The organism is Streptomyces sp. CB03238 (assembly GCF_002099185.1).
GTDB lineage: Bacteria > Actinomycetota > Actinomycetes > Streptomycetales > Streptomycetaceae > Streptomyces.
Genome location: NZ_NBCN01000021.1, coordinates 126235 through 143604 on the forward strand (window position 1 = coordinate 126235; position 17370 = coordinate 143604).

The 17370-nt window shown below is 73.6% G+C and carries 15 protein-coding genes and 2 pseudogenes; 4 read left to right on the top strand and 13 right to left on the bottom strand.

Features of this window, described 5'->3' with window-relative positions; genetic code table 11:
* Positions 1 to 60: 60 nt before the first annotated feature.
* Positions 61 to 1284, bottom strand: coding sequence for an MFS transporter (locus BKD26_RS30530; RefSeq protein ID WP_084904938.1), 1224 nt, complete (start codon positions 1282 to 1284; stop codon positions 61 to 63).
* A gap of 70 nt (positions 1285 to 1354) precedes the next feature.
* Here BKD26_RS30530 and BKD26_RS30535 point away from each other — a divergent pair, with 70 nt between their 5' ends.
* A complete protein-coding gene (locus BKD26_RS30535; protein WP_084904941.1) occupies positions 1355 to 2338 on the top strand; it encodes a transcriptional regulator in 984 nt (327 codons plus the stop codon).
* Positions 2339 to 2355: 17 nt separating this feature from the next.
* Here BKD26_RS30535 and BKD26_RS30540 read toward each other — a convergent pair whose 3' ends face one another.
* The 7 genes from BKD26_RS30540 to BKD26_RS30570 all read right to left on the bottom strand — a co-directional run bounded on the left by BKD26_RS30540 (position 2356) and on the right by BKD26_RS30570 (position 7429).
* Complete coding sequence (locus tag BKD26_RS30540; RefSeq protein WP_084904943.1) at positions 2356 to 3156, bottom strand: VOC family protein; 801 nt, start codon at positions 3154 to 3156, stop codon at positions 2356 to 2358.
* The gene (locus BKD26_RS30545; RefSeq protein WP_084904946.1) at positions 3150 to 4220 is read right to left on the bottom strand and encodes a serine hydrolase domain-containing protein; all 1071 of its coding nucleotides are present in this window, start codon (positions 4218 to 4220) and stop codon (positions 3150 to 3152) included. The genes BKD26_RS30540 and BKD26_RS30545 overlap by 7 nt, the downstream gene beginning before the upstream one ends.
* Positions 4217 to 5146, bottom strand: coding sequence for a hypothetical protein (locus BKD26_RS30550; RefSeq protein WP_084904947.1), 930 nt, complete (start codon positions 5144 to 5146; stop codon positions 4217 to 4219). The genes BKD26_RS30545 and BKD26_RS30550 overlap by 4 nt, the downstream gene beginning before the upstream one ends.
* Positions 5143 to 6090 (bottom strand): hypothetical protein, encoded by a 948-nt coding sequence (locus BKD26_RS30555; protein WP_084904949.1) that lies wholly within the window; start codon positions 6088 to 6090, stop codon positions 5143 to 5145. Before BKD26_RS30555 ends, BKD26_RS30550 begins: the two co-directional genes overlap by 4 nt.
* The gene (locus tag BKD26_RS30560; protein WP_084904952.1) at positions 6087 to 6839 is read right to left on the bottom strand and encodes a hypothetical protein; all 753 of its coding nucleotides are present in this window, start codon (positions 6837 to 6839) and stop codon (positions 6087 to 6089) included. Before BKD26_RS30560 ends, BKD26_RS30555 begins: the two co-directional genes overlap by 4 nt.
* 12 nt (positions 6840 to 6851) lie before the next feature.
* Positions 6852 to 7040 carry a hypothetical protein gene (locus BKD26_RS30565; RefSeq protein WP_084904956.1) on the bottom strand — a complete coding sequence of 63 codons (189 nt, stop codon included), beginning with the start codon at positions 7038 to 7040 and terminating at the stop codon, positions 6852 to 6854.
* Between the two features lie 200 nt (positions 7041 to 7240).
* Positions 7241 to 7429 (bottom strand): hypothetical protein, encoded by a 189-nt coding sequence (locus BKD26_RS30570; protein ID WP_084904958.1) that lies wholly within the window; start codon positions 7427 to 7429, stop codon positions 7241 to 7243.
* A 277-nt stretch (positions 7430 to 7706) separates the two neighbouring features.
* Here BKD26_RS30570 and BKD26_RS41675 point away from each other — a divergent pair, with 277 nt between their 5' ends.
* Entirely contained in the window at positions 7707 to 9194 is a 1488-nt protein-coding gene (locus BKD26_RS41675; RefSeq protein ID WP_241518921.1) for a hypothetical protein, read from the top strand.
* Positions 9195 to 9206: 12 nt separating this feature from the next.
* Here BKD26_RS41675 and BKD26_RS30580 read toward each other — a convergent pair whose 3' ends face one another.
* Positions 9207 to 11075 (bottom strand): glycoside hydrolase family 15 protein, encoded by a 1869-nt coding sequence (locus BKD26_RS30580; RefSeq protein ID WP_084904961.1) that lies wholly within the window; start codon positions 11073 to 11075, stop codon positions 9207 to 9209.
* Between the two features lie 537 nt (positions 11076 to 11612).
* Here BKD26_RS30580 and BKD26_RS30585 point away from each other — a divergent pair.
* Both BKD26_RS30585 and BKD26_RS30590 read left to right on the top strand, forming a co-directional pair.
* The gene (locus BKD26_RS30585) at positions 11613 to 11954 is read left to right on the top strand and encodes a hypothetical protein (RefSeq protein ID WP_084904963.1); all 342 of its coding nucleotides are present in this window, start codon (positions 11613 to 11615) and stop codon (positions 11952 to 11954) included.
* Positions 11951 to 13048: a glycosyltransferase gene (locus BKD26_RS30590; RefSeq protein WP_084904966.1), complete on the top strand. Its 1098-nt coding sequence runs from the start codon at positions 11951 to 11953 to the stop codon at positions 13046 to 13048. Before BKD26_RS30585 ends, BKD26_RS30590 begins: the two co-directional genes overlap by 4 nt.
* A 6-nt stretch (positions 13049 to 13054) precedes the next feature.
* Here BKD26_RS30590 and BKD26_RS30595 read toward each other — a convergent pair whose 3' ends face one another.
* From BKD26_RS30595 to BKD26_RS42305, 4 genes and pseudogenes are all read right to left on the bottom strand, one after another.
* The gene (locus BKD26_RS30595) at positions 13055 to 13864 is read right to left on the bottom strand and encodes an NNMT/PNMT/TEMT family class I SAM-dependent methyltransferase (RefSeq protein ID WP_241518922.1); all 810 of its coding nucleotides are present in this window, start codon (positions 13862 to 13864) and stop codon (positions 13055 to 13057) included.
* Positions 13861 to 15261 carry an aminotransferase class I/II-fold pyridoxal phosphate-dependent enzyme gene (locus BKD26_RS42295; protein WP_347105876.1) on the bottom strand — a complete coding sequence of 467 codons (1401 nt, stop codon included), beginning with the start codon at positions 15259 to 15261 and terminating at the stop codon, positions 13861 to 13863. Before BKD26_RS42295 ends, BKD26_RS30595 begins: the two co-directional genes overlap by 4 nt.
* Before the next feature lie 18 nt (positions 15262 to 15279).
* Positions 15280 to 15345 (bottom strand): annotated as a pseudogene (locus tag BKD26_RS42300) (hypothetical protein); the annotation flags it as partial.
* 68 nt (positions 15346 to 15413) lie between these two features.
* A pseudogene (locus BKD26_RS42305) lies at positions 15414 to 17009 on the bottom strand (EAL domain-containing protein); the annotation flags it as partial.
* Between the last annotated feature and the right edge of the window lie 361 nt (positions 17010 to 17370).

A 17370-nucleotide genomic window follows, 5' to 3' on the forward strand; every position in this document is an offset into this window, starting at 1 on the left:
GACAAAAGCTAGTCATACAATCAACTGAGGTGCGCGGGCGTGGAGTTGCCCTCCGCGCACCTACCGGCGCACATGCCGGCGGGTTGCCCGACGCCCGGCGGGTGGGCGGGCGACGGCACGCTTCCGCTCGCCGCGTGACAGCCCCCGGGAGAGGGCAAGGGTGACCGCGACCGAGGCGGTGGCCATGACGGCCATCGCCGTGGCCGGTGATGTGAGTTCGGCGGCGGTGCCCGCCAGGGCGGCTCCCACGCCCTGCATGGTGAGCATGCCGGAGGTGTGCAACCCCAGGGCGTGGCCGCTGAGTTCATCGGGCGTCAGGGCCATCAGCCGCTCCTGGAGCAGCAGGCTCGCCGAGTAGCCGAGCGCGGACAGAGCCACGGCCGCCACCGCCGCCGGCAGGGGCGGGCGGAGCGCGAGGAGCGCGTACGGGGCCGCGAGCAGCACCAGCAGCGGGGCGGCGAGGCCCCGGCGCCACCGTGTGGGTAAGAACCTGCCGGTCAGGATGTCACCGGCCAGCATCCCGGCGGCGGCGGACGCGAAGAGCGGGCCGGCGTCCTGGGGGGCGTACGGCACGAAGAGCGACTCGCAGCCGACGATCAGCCCGTTGGGCACCCACAGGGCGAGGTAGACGTACCGGCGGGGGCGGGAGGACCACAGGCGGGCGTTGTCGCGCCACGTCGTGGCGACGGAGGCCCGCCCGGCGGCGCGGGGCGGGCGGCGGGCGAGCCCGAACCGGGCGACGGCCGCGGCGGCCACGTACAGCGCGGCGCCGGTGAGCAGCGTGCCACGCGGCGACACGGTGGCGACGAGCACGCCACCGAGGCCGAACCCGCAGATCTGCGTGACGCCCACGGACGTGTTGAGCAGGGACCGGCCGAGCAGGTAACCGTCCTTCGCGACGATCTCGTGGAGCAGCCCGTAGCGCACTCCGCCGCCCAGCGACGCCAGCACGCCGAGCACCGCCAGGACGGCGAAGACGGCCCACACCGGCAGCCCGGGGACGGCCTGTACGGCGGTGCCGAGGCCGAACAGGACGGCGAGGCCGGTCATCGCGGCGCGCGGCGGCAGCCGGTCGGCCGCCGACAGCAGCGTCGTGGCGCCGACGACCTGGGCGAGGGCGGGACCGAACATGGCGAGCGCGGACAGCAGCGCGGAGCCGGTCGCCCGGTGGACCAGGGTGCTCAGGGCGAGGCCGCTGACGGTCTGGGCGGCCACCTGCGCGGCGGAGGCGAGGAAGAGGGGGGTGAACTCCGGGGTGCGGAAGAGTTCGCGGTAGGTGCGCATGTCCGGAGTCTGGGAGGCGGCGTGGCGGGGGCGTTACTGTTTCGCGCTCACGCGAAACATGGGGGTGTGCATGGGCTGGTGGCAGGTCAACGCGGACACGCTCGCGGGGAGCCGGTTCGTGGTGTCGCCGCTCGCCGAGGCCATCGCGTGCCTGAAGACCCTGGAACGGGGTACGGCCGCGCATCCGGGCGAGCGCGGGTGGCTGGACGCGCACCTGCCCGCCTACCGGGAGCGGCTGGCCGGCGACCCGGTCACCGCGCTGCTCGTACGGGCGGCCCTCGGGCGCACCTGGAACGCGGATTTCCTGACGCCGACGCCCGGTGGCGAGGGTGAGGCCGTGTTCGAGGAGGAGGTGGAGCGGATCCGTACATGGCCGCCCGGGGCCGCCCGCGCGGATCTGACCGTGTCGCTGGGCGGGCCGCTACCGGCCCGGCTACACCGCTCCGACCTGCCGGAGCGGACGGCGGAGCTACTGGCATGGGTGTGGACGCGTACGGTCCTGCCCTCGTGGCCGCGGCGGCGCCGGGTGCTGGAGGCCGATGTCGTGGCGCGTACGGCGCGGCTGGGCCGGGCCGGCTGGGCGGGCGCGCTGGACGGCATGCGGTCCGGGATGCGGTGGCTGGGCGGGGACCGGCTCCAGGTCAGTACGTACGCCTATCCGCCGCGGGAGATCTCCGGGGCGCGGCTGATGTTCGTGCCGGTCACTCCCCGGCAGAGCTGGTGCTCGTGGGACGCCCCGCACCGGTACGCCGTCGTGTACCCGTGCGCGGGCGTCCTGGCGGACGGGAGCGGCGGCGGGGCGGCGGGCGTGCCGGAGGCGCTGGGCGCGCTGCTGGGTGCGGCGCGGGCGGGTGTGCTCGTCCTGCTGGACACGCCCAAGAGCACGACGCAGTTGGTGGCGCTGACCGGGCAGGGCCTGGGGTCGGTGGGCCGCCACCTGAAGGTGCTGCTGGACGCCCGGCTGGTGCGGCGGCGGCGGGCCGGGCGGTCGGTGCTGTACTACCGCTCGGACGCCGGCGAGGCGCTGGTGCGGGCGCAGCACGGGGACGGTTGACGAGTCCGCTCCATGGGTCAGGTCGTGGTGGGGTCGCCCTTGATGAGGGCGAACGGGGCGCCCGAGGGGTCCATCAGCATGGCGAGCCGCCCGACGCCCGGGGCGTCGATGGGCGCGACCAGGGGTGTGGCGCCGTGTTCCGTGGCGGTGGCGAAGGTGGCGTCGCAGTCGGTCACGCCGAAGTACGGGTGCCACTCGGAGCCGGAGCCGGCGGCGAGGTTCTCCTCCTGCAGTTGCATGATGCCGCCCTGTCCGGGGTCGTCGTCCGTGCCGCCGCCGGGCGAGGAGACGACGGAGTAGACCATGCCGCCGCCCATGTCCATGTCCTGGTACTGCCAGGAGAAGACCGAGCGGTAGAAGTCCTTCGCGGCCGCCGCGTCGGTGGTGTAGAGCTCGGTCCAGCACAGGGTGTTGGGTTCCATGACCGTGTCCAGCCCCTTGGTGTCGCCCGGCTGCCACACGGCGAAGTCGGCGCCCGTCGGGTCGGTGAAGGCGGCCATCCGCCCGGCGGTGAAGACGTCCATGGGCGGGACGCGGACCGTACCGCCCGCCTGTTCCACGGCCTTGCTCGTGGCGTCGGCGTCGGGGGTGTGGAAGTACGGCGTCCACGAGGGGCTCGCGCCCTCCTCGGTGAGCGGGCCGAGGGCGGCGACCGTACCGCCGTCGCGCTGGAAGAAGCCGTAGCCGCCGGCCTCCGGGCCGGCCGACTGGAACGTCCAGCCGAACACGGCGGAGTAGAACGCGACGGCCGCGTCGGTGTCGGGGGCCCCGAGGTCGATCCAGTTGGGCGTGCCGGGTACGAAGTCGGTGGTCAGCATGGGTGGTCCTCCGATGAGCTGAGCAGCGCGTAGGCGGCCGGTACGAGGGTGTCCTGGCGGCTGTATCGGCGGGTGGCGAGGCCGACGAGGGCGGTACCGGTGTCGGGGCGGAAGCCGAGGAAGGCGGTCTGCCCGCAGGTGGCCCCGATGTGGAAGTACATGGTGCCGCCCTCGGCGGGGTGGTGGAACCAGGTCAGCGTGTGCGTCTCCCGGTGGCCGAACCCGCGGCGCAGCAGCGGGCGGCGTACCTCCCGCAGGGCGGCGGCCAGTGGGGAGCCGTCCGGGCGCAGATGCGCTTCCAGGAAGGTGAGCAGGTCGTACGGGGTGGCGCGGAGCGCGCCGGCCGCCTGGAAGCCGCCGATGTGCAGGGGCGGGGTGGGGGTGGTGCCGTCCAGTCGGTGGCCGGTGGCGTCGGTGTCCGGCCCGGTGGGGCGCAGCGCGGTGTCCGCCAGCCCGAGGGGGCGCAGTACGCGGTCGGTCAGGAGCCGTTCCCAGGGGGTGGCGGTGGCCGCGACGAGGGTGTGCCCGAGGACGGCGACCGCGAAGTTCGAGTAGCGCCACCGGGTGCCGGGCCGGTGTCGGGGGCGGGCGCGGAGGAAGGCGCGGACGACCCGTTCGGCGGGGTAGTGGGCGTAGGGGTTGGTGTACCAGCGGGGCAGGGCCTGGGGGTAGAAGTCGGCGGGCAGCGGGGGCAGTCCGGAGGTGTGGGTCATCAGGTGCGTGAGGGTGGCGGGGTGGCGGCCGGGGGGCCTGGCCGGGTCCAGGAGGGCGGTGGCCGGGTCGGTGCCGGACAGCGTGCCGGAGTGGATGAGGTCGGCGAGCAGCAGGCCGGTGTACGTCTTGGACGCCGATCCGAGCTCGTACCGCAGCCGGTCGCGCGGGACGGGCGGCGGCGGCGCGGTGCCGCCGCAGCGGACGGTGCGGCGGCCGTGCCGGGAGAGGGCGAGGACGACGTCGGGTGCGTCGACCGCCCGTACGGCCTCCTCCAACCGCTGCCCCGCGTCGTCGTGGTCCTGGTGGTGCTCGTGGTCGTCGGAAGCGGCGCGGTGCGCGTCCGCGGTCATGCGGGGGCCTCGGCGGTGAGCTGCGCGAGGGCGCGGGAGGTGGCCAGTACGGAGGCGAAGGCGGCGACCAGCGTGGAGTGGTACACGATGTCGAAGACGTCGTCGGGGTCGCCGTCGGGCATGGGCCCGAGCGCGGGCATGGCGCCGTCCGGCTGCTGGGCGGCGGCGAAGCCTTCCCACGCGCGCGCGTCGAGCGTGGGGCGGGGCAGGCAGGCGTCGACGACGAGCAGTTCGCCGAGCAGGTCCCAGCGCTCCAGGTCGAGCCAGTCATCCAGCCAGACCGGCAGCCACAGGTCGAGGTGGCTCGCGATGCGGGGCGGCAGGCCTGCGGGGTTCTCGCCCCAGTCGGTGAGGTGGAAGACGGTGTGGGTGATGTCGTACGCGGTGTGCGCGGAGACGGTCCACGGTTCGGGGGTGTGGCCCAGCCACGTCCGGCTGAGGGCCTCGTCCTCGGGCAGGCTCGCGGTCAGCCCGAAGCGGCGCTCGAACGCGCTCAGGCCGAGGCGTCTGACGGGCTGCACCTCCAGGGCCCCCCAGCCGGTGAGCCGGTGGTTGAGCCGGATCGCCCGCTCCAGGTCGGGCTGGCTGTAGCCGAGCTCCCGGAACGGGACGTACACCTCGAAGGGGATCGGGGAGGTCGGCTCGGTGCGCTGGCCGCGTACCAGCATCCGGCCGCCGTCCAGGACGTCGCGCCAGGCGTGGTCGAGCAGCCGGCGGGCGAGGTCGGCCTGGCGGGAGCCCGCCACTCCTTCGCGGAAGAGCACCTTACAGATGACGGCGAGTTCGCCGACCGGTTTGAACCGCTCGAGGAAGCCGATCTCCGGGTCGACGTCCGGTTCCAGCCGGAATCCGTCGCGGTGTTCGTGGAGCCACTCGATGGCGCCCACGCCGACCGTGTGGACGAGGCGGGTACTGGCGGCGCTCATGCCGGCACTCCTCGGTGGGTGTCGTCGGTGCTCCGGCCGGCCGGGCGGCGGGCCGCGGTCAGGGTGGCCGCGAAGGCCGCGACCAGCGTGGAGTGGTAGCAGTTGGCGAAGACCCGCAGGACCTCCTCGCCGCGCGGTCCGCGGCCCATCTCGGTCAGCGCGCCCGTATCGTCCTGGGCCTGGGCCACCGCTGCCCAGGCGTCCTCGGTCAGCTCCGGCGAGAGGGGCTCGGGCAGGCCGGCCGCGACGGCGAGCAACTCGCAGCACAGGTCCCAGTGCTGGGTCTCCACACAGCCGTCGAGCCAGGCCGGGAGCCAGGTGTCCAGGTAGGCCGCGACGTCCGCCGGTACGCCGTGCACGTCGTGGCCCCAGTCCGTGAGGTGGTACACGACGTGGGTGAGGGTGTATCCGGCGGTCCGCTCGAACAACCACGGTTCGGGCAGGCCGCCCAGCCAGGTGCGGCGCAGGACGGCGGTGGCCGCCTCGTGGGGGGTGAAGCCCGAGCGCCGCTCCGAGTTGAGGATGCTGAGCAGCCGGTTCGGCAGCAGTTCCGTGGTGCGCCAGCTGCGGGTGCGGAGGAGAGGGGCGGTGAAGTCCTCGTACGCGCGGTGCCGCAGACCGCCCGAGGCGAACGCGGCGTACACCTCCAGGGGGTAGGTGGCGCACGGTTCGAGGCGTTGCAGGTCGAGGAAGAGCGCCCCGTCGCGGGTCTGGTGCCAGGCGTGGTCCAGCAGGTCGGAGGCGGTGTCGTGGAGGGCCGAGCCGGGAGCGGTGTGGCGGCGTACGCAGACGCATGTCTGGGCCAGTTCGCCCAGGGGCTTCCAGGAGCTGTTGACGTCGGCGTCGGGTTCCAGCGCGTCGTCGCCGAGCCGGAAGCCGTCGCGGTTGTCGGACAGCCAGCGCAGGGCGGCCTCCGCCAGGCGTCGCACGTCCGTCGCCGTCACACCGGGGCTCCGGCCCGTACGTGGCGCGCCGCGTGCAGGTGCAGTGCCACCCGTGGGTCGTCGCCGCCCATCTGGGCCACGAACTCCAGCCCCGCGTCCAGACCCAGCGTCTCGGGCACGCCGTCGAGCACGGCCAGCCAGCGCCCGGCGCCGGCCGCCTGCTGCCAGCCGCGGCGGCGTACGGCCCGTACGAAGCCGCGGGCGACGTCGACCGCGCGGCGTCCGGCGACACGGGCGACCGCGCTGTCGGCCATACTGCCGGCCGCGCTGCCGGCCGCGCTGCCGGCCGCGGGAACGGCGAGTGCGGCCAGGAGGGCGAGCTGGTGCGTCAGGGCCTGCCAGGGCAGGTCGTCCAGCCAGGTGGCGTCCGGCTCGGTGCCGTCCGGCTCGGTGCCGTCGGGGGACTCCACGGCGGCGGAGGCGCCCAGGTCCCGCAGCGTGCGGGTCATGGCCCAGTGGGTCCAGCGCGAGGTGGCCGAGGCGTCGGGGGCGGGCGGGTAGGCGAGGACCGCCTTCTCGCACACCGCCAGGTCGGCGGGGGCGGGCGGGCGGCGGTACAGGACGCTCGGCAGCAGGACGTCCGCTCCCAGGACGCGTACCGCGGCGAGGCCGAGGTCGTCGTCCCCGATGGTGACCGCCGTACCGGCGGACACTCGGGAGTGGTCCCCGCTCGTGAGAGCAGAGACCACCTGGGTTGCGAGCTCCTGCACCGCGCCCATCAACGGGGTCGAAGTGCCGGGCTGCTCCATTCAGTTGCCCCTTCAACCCTTCTTGGGCCGCGGTGTCGGGGGCGACAGCAGCAGCTTGCCCGCACCGGCCTGCAGGGCCAGCCCCGCGCATTCACGCGTGTTGCGGTGGAAGCCTGAGACTTCGCCCGGGTTGAGGGCTTCCTCGATGTCGCTGTCCAGGACCTTCGTCCGGTCCCGGAGCTCGCGCTCGGTTGACGTCATGCCACCATCCCTTCATGCGGAAAGGAATGCCTTCTTCCACTTCCAGTGGACCCCAGTCCGGCAGTGGTCGCAAACGGCGGAAAACGTCCCTGCGGGAAACAGAGCGTGGCCCCCGCCGGTGAGAGCGGGGACCACGTGGGAGCGGGCTTCGGCACCGTACCGTCGGAGGGCTTGCGGCACCGGGCCGCTCAATTGCCCTGTCAGCCCTTCTTCGGGCGTGGCGTCGGAGGCGACAACAGCAGCTTGCCTGCGCCGGCCTCCAGGGCCAATATCCCGCATTCACGGGTGTCCCGGTAGAAACCTTCGGCTTCACCCGGGTTGAGGGCTTCCTCGATGTCGCTGTCCAGGACCTTCGTCCGGTCCCGGAGCTCGTACTCGGTTGACGTCATACCGCCATCCCTTCATGCGGAAAGGAATGCCTTCTTCCACTTCCAGTGGACCGCAGTCCGACATGGGGTGCAAATGGCGAATATTCAACGGTGTCGTACAGATTTCAAGCGGTGGGCCGTCCATGGGGGCGAGAGGGGGCCGGGGTACCCCGTCCGCCCTTCCCGGATGGCGCAATTGCCCGCTTGCCCATTAGATGGAGCAAACCGCGCGCCCCAGCGGCGCACGACGACCGACACGGTGTGAGCCTCACCGGAGTCCGGCGAACGGAGCCACGCCATGACAACCGACGACCCCACAACTCCCGCCACGGCGGCGGTCCCTGACCGGGCGAAGCCGCCCGGTCCGCCCGACCCCGCCACCGGCCCGGCCACCACGCCCGCCACCACGCCCGTCGACGCCGCGTACGCGGACGCCGTACGCCTCGGTGCCGCGTCACCGGCCGGCGAAACGCCCGTCGAGACCGCGCACCCGGATGCCCCGCACGCCGGGACCGCCCAGTCCAGGACGGCGCACACGAACGGCACGTACACGAACGGTACGTACGCGAACGGCACGTACGAGGATGCCCCGCGCCCCGGGACCGCGCCCTTCGCCGCCGACTTCCCCGGCACCGTGCCGCCGCGCCCGCAGACCCCGCCGTTCGAGGCCGCGCGCCCCGAGACGGTGCCTCCTGCCGTGACCGAGCGGGTGCCCGAGGCCGCCCCCGCCGCACCCACCGACAGGGACACGGACAGGAACACGGAAGCGGAGGCGGAGACGGAGACGGACGCGGCGCCCATGGACGCGCCACGTACCGCCGACGCCGTGCGCGCCGCCGCCGGGCCGGTGGATGCCGCGCTGGTGGATGCCGTTCTCGCCGGCTCGAAGAGCACCGGTGCGGACGGCGACGACAGCGACGAGCCCATAAGGACACTGCTCTGGACGGCTGCCACCTACCGGCCGCTGGAGGAGGTCGCCGCACTGGTGGCCCTGCTCAAGAGCACCGGAGCGGTCTCCAGCCCTGCCGACGAGGCGCTGCGCGCGGCCGCGGTGGTCCGGCCCCTGGAGGAGGTACGCCAACTGGTCGCCATGCTGAATGAGGCCGGCCACCCGCTCGACGAGGCCGATACGGCGCTGCGTGCCGCGGCCGTCGGCAGACCCATCGAGGACGTCGCCGAACTGGTGAGCATCCTCGGCACCGGTGACGCCGGCGCGCGGCCGGCACCGGCGGCGGCCTCCGCGTCGGCACCCGGACCCGCCGTGAAGCCGGGTGAAAGCCCCATCGCCGTACCGGAGAACCCCAACGTCCGTCCGCCGCGGTCCGCTTCGGTGACTCCGTCGCTGGAGCAGCCGGTCTCCGTGGCCGACCTGGCCCACGAGTCGGCCTCCCCCGCCCTGCGTTCCGGCCTGCGGTGGCCCGCGGCGGCCGCCCTGTTCGCCTGCGGCGTCATCCACCTGCCGACGGATCTCGCGGGGCTGCGGTCCGGTGGGAACGCCGACACCCTGGCCTTCGCCGTGACCGTGCTGTGCCTGGTCCTCGGGCTGTGGCTCGGCGTGCGGGACACCGTGCGGGTGTGGGCGGCCGCGGGAGCGACGGCCATCGGGGTGGTCGCCCTGCACGCGGTGGCGGGCGGCAGCGACTTCGACCCGCTGGGTGGCAGTGTGGGCGCGCCGTACGCCTGGGCGAGCGCCGCGGCGGTGATGTCCGCCGCGCTGACCGCGGCCTTGGCCGGTGCGGCCGTGCTGCGTCGGCAGAGAGAGCCCGACGCGACCAACGGCACATGACGGGCGATGCCCTCAGTGGGCCGCCTGCACACGGGAGCCGCTCTCCGCGCGGCTCCCGTCGCCGTGCCGGCCGCCGCTGCCGTTGCGGCTCCCCATGCGGGTGCCGTGCAGGGCGAACGCCGTGTTGACCAGCGCCACATGGCTGAAGGCCTGGGGCAGGTTGCCGAGCTGGCGGCGGGCCACGGGGTCCCACTCCTCCGACAGCAGCCCGACGTCGTTGCGTACCGCCAGGACACGTTCGAACTGCTCCCGGCCCTCCTGGTGGCGGCCGGTCAGGGCCAGGGAGTCCGCGAACCAGAGCGAGCAGGCCAGGAACGTGCCCTCGCCGCCGTACAGTCCGTCGACCTCGTGCACCCGGTCGTCGCCGCCCGAGTCGGCGTACCGCCGCAGGAAGCCGTGGTCGTCGAGCAGCCGGGCGGCCTCCAGCGTGCTGTGCAGCCGCCGGTCGTCCGGGGGGAGGAAGCCGAGCCGGGGCATGAGCAGCGCCGCCGCGTCGATCCGCCGTGAGCCGTAGTACTGCACGAAGCAGCCCAGTTCGCCGTCCCAGCCGTAGTGCAGGACGTCCTTGCGGATCTCCTGCCGCATGGCGCGCCAGCGCTCGGCCGAGCCGCGCAGTCCGGCGACCCGGGCCATGCGCAGCGCGCGGTCGGCCGCGACCCACGACATGATCTTGGAGTGGACGAAGTGCCGCCGCGGGCCCCGCACTTCCCACAGTCCCGCGTCCGGCTCCCGCCAGTGCTTCTCCAGGTACTCCATGAACGAGGCGATCAGGCGCCACACCTGGACGTCGATGGTGACTCCGGCCCGCAGCGCCGAGTAGACGGTGTTGAGGACCTCGCCGTACACGTCGAGCTGGAGCTGGCCGACTGCGGCGTTGCCGAACCGCACGGGCCGGGAGCCCTCGTAACCGGACAGCCAGGGGGCGGCCGTCTCGACGAGCCGCCGCTGTCCGGCGACTCCGTACAGCGGCTGGAGGTCGGACGGTTCACCCGCGATGGCGCGCACCAGCCAGTCCTTCCAGGCGACGGCTTCCTCGCGGTATCCGGAGCGCAGCAGGCACGAGAGCGTGAAGGTGGAATCGCGCAGCCAGCAGAATCGGTAGTCCCAGTTGCGTTCTCCGCCCAGGCATTCCGGGAGGGAGGAGGTGACGGCCGCGACAATTCCGCCGGTGGGTTCGTAGGTGAGCGCTTTGAGGGTGATGAGGGAACGGACGACGACATCGCGCCACGGCCCCTGGTAAAGGCATTTGGCCGCCCAATTGCGCCAGAATTCCAAAGTGGCGTCGAGCCCGGCCCCGGGGTCGGCGCCCGCGAGCGCGGGAATGTGCGAAGGGCTCCAGCGGAGTACGAAGGTGACCCGCTCCCCCGCCGACACGGAGAACGCGCAGGACGTACGGGACTTGGTGACGGACATGTCCACGGGGGCGTCGGCCCGCAGCAGCGCCGAGTCGGGTCCCGCGACCGCGGCGACCGTCCGGCCGTCGACCGTGCGGGTCCAGGGGACGATCCGCCCGTTGTCGAAGCGCAGTCTCAGGTCCGCACGCATGTCGACCCGCCCGGACACGCCCTCCACCCGCCGTACGACCTGGGGAAGGCCGCCTCGGGGCGGCATGAAGTCGGTGACCTTCACGGTCCCGCCGACGGTCTCCCAGACCGACTCGAGCACGAGTGTGTCGGGGACGTAGGCGCGCCGGCTGCATGTGTCCGCCCCGGCGGGCGCGATGCGCCAGTGGCCGTTGTCCTCGCCGCCGAGCAGCGCGGCGAAACAGGCGGGCGAATCGAAACGGGGCACACACAGCCAGTCGATCGCCCCGTCCTTCCCGACAAGGGCCGCCGTTTCAAGGTCTCCGATGAGGGCGTAGTCCTCGATTCGCCCGGCCATGAACTGAATTCTAGTCCTGGCTCCTGACGTGGGGGCAACGTTCCGAGGCCGCTCCTCGCGCATAACTTCCCAGCACTTTCCATGGATTTCCCCTTCCGAATTGACTGGCCATGGGGGGTGTGCTACGGATGGAAATCAGCAGGCCAGTTCCTTGCCGGCACGTCGCAGGAAGAGGTCCCCGTGTCCTCCGCCCAGGCAAGCCGTAATACGGCGCCCTATGTCCCGCACCCGCTGCGGCGGGTGACCGACTGGCCTGCCGCCGGAGCGCCGGTCGCCGACCGGCCCGGTCCCCGTCCCGTGCGACACCCCGGGCGGCATCCCGTACGCAGGGCCTCCGACCGCCTGGCGCCCGCCCCGAGCGCACGGTGCATGACCATGCGCAGGCCGTTTTCCGCGCCGCGTCGCCGCCGGGCCCGCGCCGTCGCCTCGCGCGCCACGGCACGCCGTCGCGACGACGGCTCCGACGGTGGTCCAGCCTGTAGCACTGCTGGTTCTTCACACACGGCCCGTAGGCCGTACCGGGCGCTGCCTCACGGCATGCTCGCCCTCCTTCGCGTGCTCGCCGTCCCCCTCGCCCTCGGCGTGGGGCACGGCCACGTGACCACGATCCATGTCGGGTGGCCGCAGGCCGGCGGGCGGATGCGGACGCTCCGCGCTGCGGCCACCACCCCCGGGGAAGCGATGCCGAGACCGGCCGCCGAGCCGCCGCTGGTGTACGCGCCGGTGCCGCGCGACGCCCGCGCGCCGACGGCCTTCGGCATCGTGTCGCCGGCGTTCCCGGTCCGGTGCTGGGCCCACCGGACCGGGAACGCCGTCAACTCCTCGCCCCTCTCCTTGCCCTCGCCCCTCTCCTTGTCCTCGTTCACGGTCCGGCCATGACCACCGGAGCGCACCGCCCGCGCGTCCTGCTGCTCGCCAGCGGCCCGCTCGACCGCGAGGACGGGGCGGACACCCAGCTGGCGGCGGCCGTCGCGGACGCGGTGACGGACGCGGACTTCACCTGGTTCGCCCGGTGGCCGCGCCGGGGCGGCCCGCGCCGCCCCGTCGAGCGCGGCCGGCCGGTGCCACTGCCCTCCCCGGACGGCCCGCCCCGGCTCCCGCAGCGGCTACAGATGGCCGCCGCCGGCGCCGTACTGGCCCGCCGCGTCGATCTCGTCCACGCGGTGCTGGCCGTCGACGACGGCTTTCCGGTGTTCTCCCGGCTGTGGCCGCCGCTGCTGCGCGGCAAGCCGGTGCTGCACACCGTCCCGGGCGTACAGGACCCACGGCTGCTGCGCCGGTCGCGCCCGCTCGGCCAGACGGTGGCGCTGTCCTCCGCGACCGCCAAGGTGCTGAGCGCCGCGGGCTTCGGCCAGGTGCTGGTCGTCCCGCCGGCGGTGCGGCTGGACCGGTGGCCGTACACGCCCCGCCCGTCGGGCACCACGCCCAGGGTGCTGGTCATCGGCCACCACGGCGGCACGGAGGAGGCCGTCATGGCGGCCGGCGTGGCGACCAGGGCCGGGGCGCGGTTCCGGCTGACGCTGGTGCTGCGCTCCCGCACCGGTCACCACGTCCGGGCGCCGGACGCGTCGGTGCGGGCGCTGGCGGAGCGCGAGGGGCTGCGGGACGTGGAACTCCTCGGGTACGTAACGGACATGCGGGAACTGGTGGCGTCGGCGGACGTGCTGCTGTTCGTGCCGCGTGTGCTGGGCGTCAGGTCGGACGTCCCGCTGACCGTTCTGGAGGCGCTGAGCACCGGCCGTCCGGTGATCCTCGGTGACCATCCGCAGTTCGCCGCGCTCGGTGACACCGTGCTGCGGGCGCCGGTCGGCGACGCGCGCCGTACCGGGCATCTGCTGCGGCAGCTGCTGGACCGGCCGCACTGGTGGCAGGTGCTCTCCGAGCAGGGCCGGGCCACGGTGGAGGAGCGCTTCGGGCCGGAGCGGTTCGCGGCGCGGTACGCCCGCCTCTACCGGGAGTTGCTGAATCGCTGAGCCCAGTCACTCGTCCATCCCGTCCATCTCGTCCATCTCGTCCATGGGGATGCGGACCGCCTGGAGGAGCACCATGCCCGTGTCCCCGTAGTCCGGCAGTGTGGGGTCCTTGTCGACGCGGGTGATCTGCAGTCGCTCGGTGTACGGGGCGAAGACGTGCCGTACCGCCGCGGTGTCCACCGGGAAGGCGGGCCAGACCAGGCCGGCGCCGATGTGGTAGCTCGGCATGTTCTCCATGAACGCGGCGACGAGGTGTCCCCCGGGGTGTACGGAGTGGATGAACAGGCCGCACAGCTCGGCGAATTCGTCCGCGTCCTCGGTGACGCTCTCGGCGACGAAGTTCATCGACGCGAGGTCGTAGGCGCCGGCCGGGACGGCGGTCGCGTCGGCGTGCAGCACCCGTACCCGGGAGAGGGCCTCGGTGAGGCTTTCGGGCAGGCGGGGGTCGAGGCCGCGGCACAGGGCGTAGAACGTGTCCCAGCTGGCGTCGGGGCGGTCCAGCTGCCCGGCCAGGTAGGCGACGTTGGCGGCGCTGGGTTCCAGGGCGTCGATACGGCGGGCGACGGCCGCGGCGACCATCAGCGGGTACAGGTTCGGCCCGGCGCCGAACTCCAGGCCGCGTCCGACGCCGTCGGCGGGGAACTGCCGGTAGAAGCCGGCGTGGTGGCGGATGACGGTGGCGTCGGAGGCGTGCATCCGCCGGTAGTTCTCGGCCAGGTAGGCGGTGACCGGCCACTGGTCCCAGTCCGCGTCGGCGTTGAAGCGGTGGGGGTGGCGGTGGGGCACCTGGCCGTCGTCGTAGCGGGGGTCGGTCACGGCGCCCACCCCTCGGGTGGCTCGGCCGGGGCGAGACTCTGCTGGAGCGGGAAGCGGTCGGCCAGTTCGGTGAGCGTCTGGTTGAGCTGCTCGATCTCCTCGTCGGAGTTGAGCGCGGTGATCTGGATGCGGAAGCCGACCTGCTTGCGCGGTACGAGCGGGTAGCCGGCGAGGGTGACGTAGATGCCGTGGTCCCACAGGAAGTCCCCGACGGCGTCGAGGTCCCAGCTGTCGGCGAGCGGGATCTCGATGATGGGCAGGCCGTCGGTGTTGGGCGTGGCGACGCCCAGGCCGCGCACATGGTCCAGTACGCGGTGGGTCTTGCGGTAGAGGTCAGCGCGGATGGCGTCGCCGCGCCGTGCGTTGACGTCGAATCCGGCGAGGACGGTCGCCAGCGACGCCGTCGGCGAGGGCCCGGAGTACAGGTAGGGCCCGGCCGCGACCTTCAGGTGCGCCTTGAGCTCGGGGGTCGCGGTGACGAACGCCAGGAGCGAGGAGTACGACTTGGAGAACCCGGCGACCAGGATGATGCCGTCGTACGACTCGGCCAGGTGGCGCACGATGCTGTTGCCCTTGGAGCCGTACGGCGAGGTCTCGGCCGGACCGCGTTCGCCGATGATGCCGAAGCCGTGGGCGTCGTCGATGTACAGCAGGGCCTCCTGGGCGCGGCAGATGCGGGCCAGGCGGGGCAGGTCGGGGAGGTTCCCGGTCATGCTGTTGACGCCGTCGATGCAGACCAGGCGGGCCGCGCCGGGCGGGGCCGCGGCGAGCAGCTGTTCGAGGTCCTCGGGGCGGTCGCCGTGGAAGCGCCGTACCGACGCGCCCTGTCCGCGGGCGACGAGGCACCCGTCGTACATGGTGCGGTGGGCGCGGGCCTCCACGCACACCTGGCCGCCCGCCGCGAGGACGGGGATCACGGAGGCGTGGATGAGGGTGATGGTCGGCAGCAGGAGGGTGTCCGGGGCGCGCAGCAGGTCCGCGAGGCGTTCCTCGATGTCGGTGTAGAGGCGCGGGTTGCCGATGAGCCGGGACCAGCTGGGGTGGGTGCCCCAGCGGCGTACGTGGGGCGCTATGGCGTCCATGATCTCGGGGTCGAAGTCGAAGCCGAGGTAGTTGCAGGAGGCGAAGTCGGCCAGCCAGCGGTCGCCGCTGCGGATGCGCCGGCCGTGCACCTCGTCGATGACGGCGTCGCACATCCGGCTGGTCTTCTGCAGGCGCGACAGGTCGCCGACGCGCTGCTCGCCGCGCGCCACCGGGTGGGTCGTGGTCCGGCGCTCGCCGCGCCGGCCGGTGAGCGGCGACACCTGTCGCTCGCCGGCCACGAACAGGTAGCGCCGGGCCTCGTCGGTGGTCATCGGCCGGGCGAAGAGGTAGCCCTGGCCGAAGCGGCAGCCCATGGCGCCGAGCAGGTCGCGCTGGCCGGCGTTCTCGATGCCTTCGGCGATGACCTGGAGGCCCAGGACGTCGGCGATGCGGACGATGCCCTCGACGAGCGCGACCTGCTGGCCGTGACGATGTCGTCGATGAACGACTTGTCGACCTTCAGTACGTCGATGGGGAACTCGCGCAGGTAGCTGAGCGAGGAGAACCCCGTACCGAAGTCGTCGATCGCGATGGAGACGCCGAGGCGCTTGAGCGTCCGCATGGTGGCCCTGATCTGCTCGTCGCGGCGCATCAGGACGGACTCGGTGATCTCCAGGACGAGCGAGCCGCGGGCGAGGCCGGAGGTGTCGACGACGCGCTGGACGTCCTCGATGAAGCTCGGGTCGATGAACTGGCGTGCGGAGACGTTGACGTTGAGGTACAGGGGCGGGGTGCGGGGACGGTCCCGCTGCCAGCGGGCGACGTCTCTCGCGGCGCGGTCGAGCACCCAGGCGCCGAGCGGCATGATGTGGCCGGTCTCCTCCGCGAGGGTGATGAACTGGTCCGGCGGCACGAGGCCGCGCCGGCGCGGCCAGCGGATCAGCGCCTCGAAGCCGGCGACGGCGCCGCCGTTGATCTCGACGATCGGCTGGTAGCGGAGGGCGAACGCCTCTTCGTTGATGGCGCTGTCCAGGCCGGCCTGGAGCTCGTGCCGCTCGACCATGCCGGCGTGCAGGTCGGGCCGGAAGCGCTGCCACTGGCCCTTTCCGGCGGTCTTCGCGGCGTACAGGGCCAGGTCGGCGTGGCCGAGGAGTTCCTCCGCCTCGTCGCTGTCGCGGGCCGTGGCCACACCCACGCACGCGGAGACGCTGGTGGCGCCGGTGGTGAGCCGGAAAGGTTCGTCGAGGGCCGCGACGACCTGCGCGGCGAGCCTCTCGGCGTCCTCGGGCCCCCTGGCGCCCTCCATGAGGACGGCGAACTCGTCGCCGCCGAGCCGGGCCGCGGTGTCGGTGCGCCGCAGTGCGGCGGTCAGGCGCCGGGCGACGGCGACGAGGAGTTCGTCGCCGACGGAGTGGCCCATCATGTCGTTGACGACCTTGAAGTCGTCGAGGTCGACGAAGAGGACGCAGGTGAGCGTGGCGTCGCGGCGGCCGCGCAGCAGGGCACGTTCGATGCGCTCCAGCAGCAGGACCCGGTTGGGCAGGCCGGTCAGCGAGTCGTGGAAGGCGCGGTGGGTGAGCTCGCGCTCCAGTTCGCGCTGCTCGGTGACGTCCCGGAGGGTCAGCACGATGCCGTGGACGGTCTGCTCGTGGCGGAGGTTGCTGGCGCGGACCTCCACGTTCAGCCGCTGGTCGTCGGAGCGCAGCACGCACCAGTCGTCGTGGACGTCCCGCGCGTCCCCGGCGCGTACCCGGCGGAGCGTACGGGCGGCCCGGTCGCGGTCCTGTTCGTCCACGAGGCGGGCCAGGGGGGTGCCGCTGAGGAGGGCGCCGCCGAACATTCCCTGGGCGGAGGGGCTGGCGTAGCGGACGGTGTCGTCGTCGTCGACGATCAGGATCACGTCGGACGCGTTGTGCACGAGGGTGCGGAAGTACGCCTCGCTCCGGCGGCGGTTGATCTCCTCGCTGAGCCCGACGCGTTCGAGCGCCAGGGCGGCCTGCGAGGCGAGGGACTCGACCGACACGCCGAGCTGCTCCAGCCGGCGGCGGGGCCCGGCCACCAGCAGCGCCCCGATCAGCGGGTTGACCGCCTGGGGCGCTTCGAGCGTCAGCGGGCTGAGCATCACCCGCGTCGCGGGCGCGAGCGCCGCCGCGGCCTCGGGCCCGAGCGCGTCCGCGTCCAGCAGCCGCGTCCCGTCGACCAACCGGTTCGCGGCGTACGGCCCGTCGCCCCCCGCTTCTCCGGCGGTGCCCGGCGCTCCGGCGAGGGGCGGCGGCCAGGCGAGACCCGCTTCCCCGGCGGGGCCCGGGGCTTCCGCGAGACCCGGGGCTTCCGCGGGACCCGGGGCTCGTGCGACGGGCGGGGGGCCGGGTCCGCGGCCGGCGCGGGGGGCTTCTCCGGCGCGGCCCGGGGCTACGGCGGGGGCCGGCCGGGCCGCCGGGGCGGGGGCGCCCGCGCCGAGGGGGGCGCCCGCCGGGCGCGGG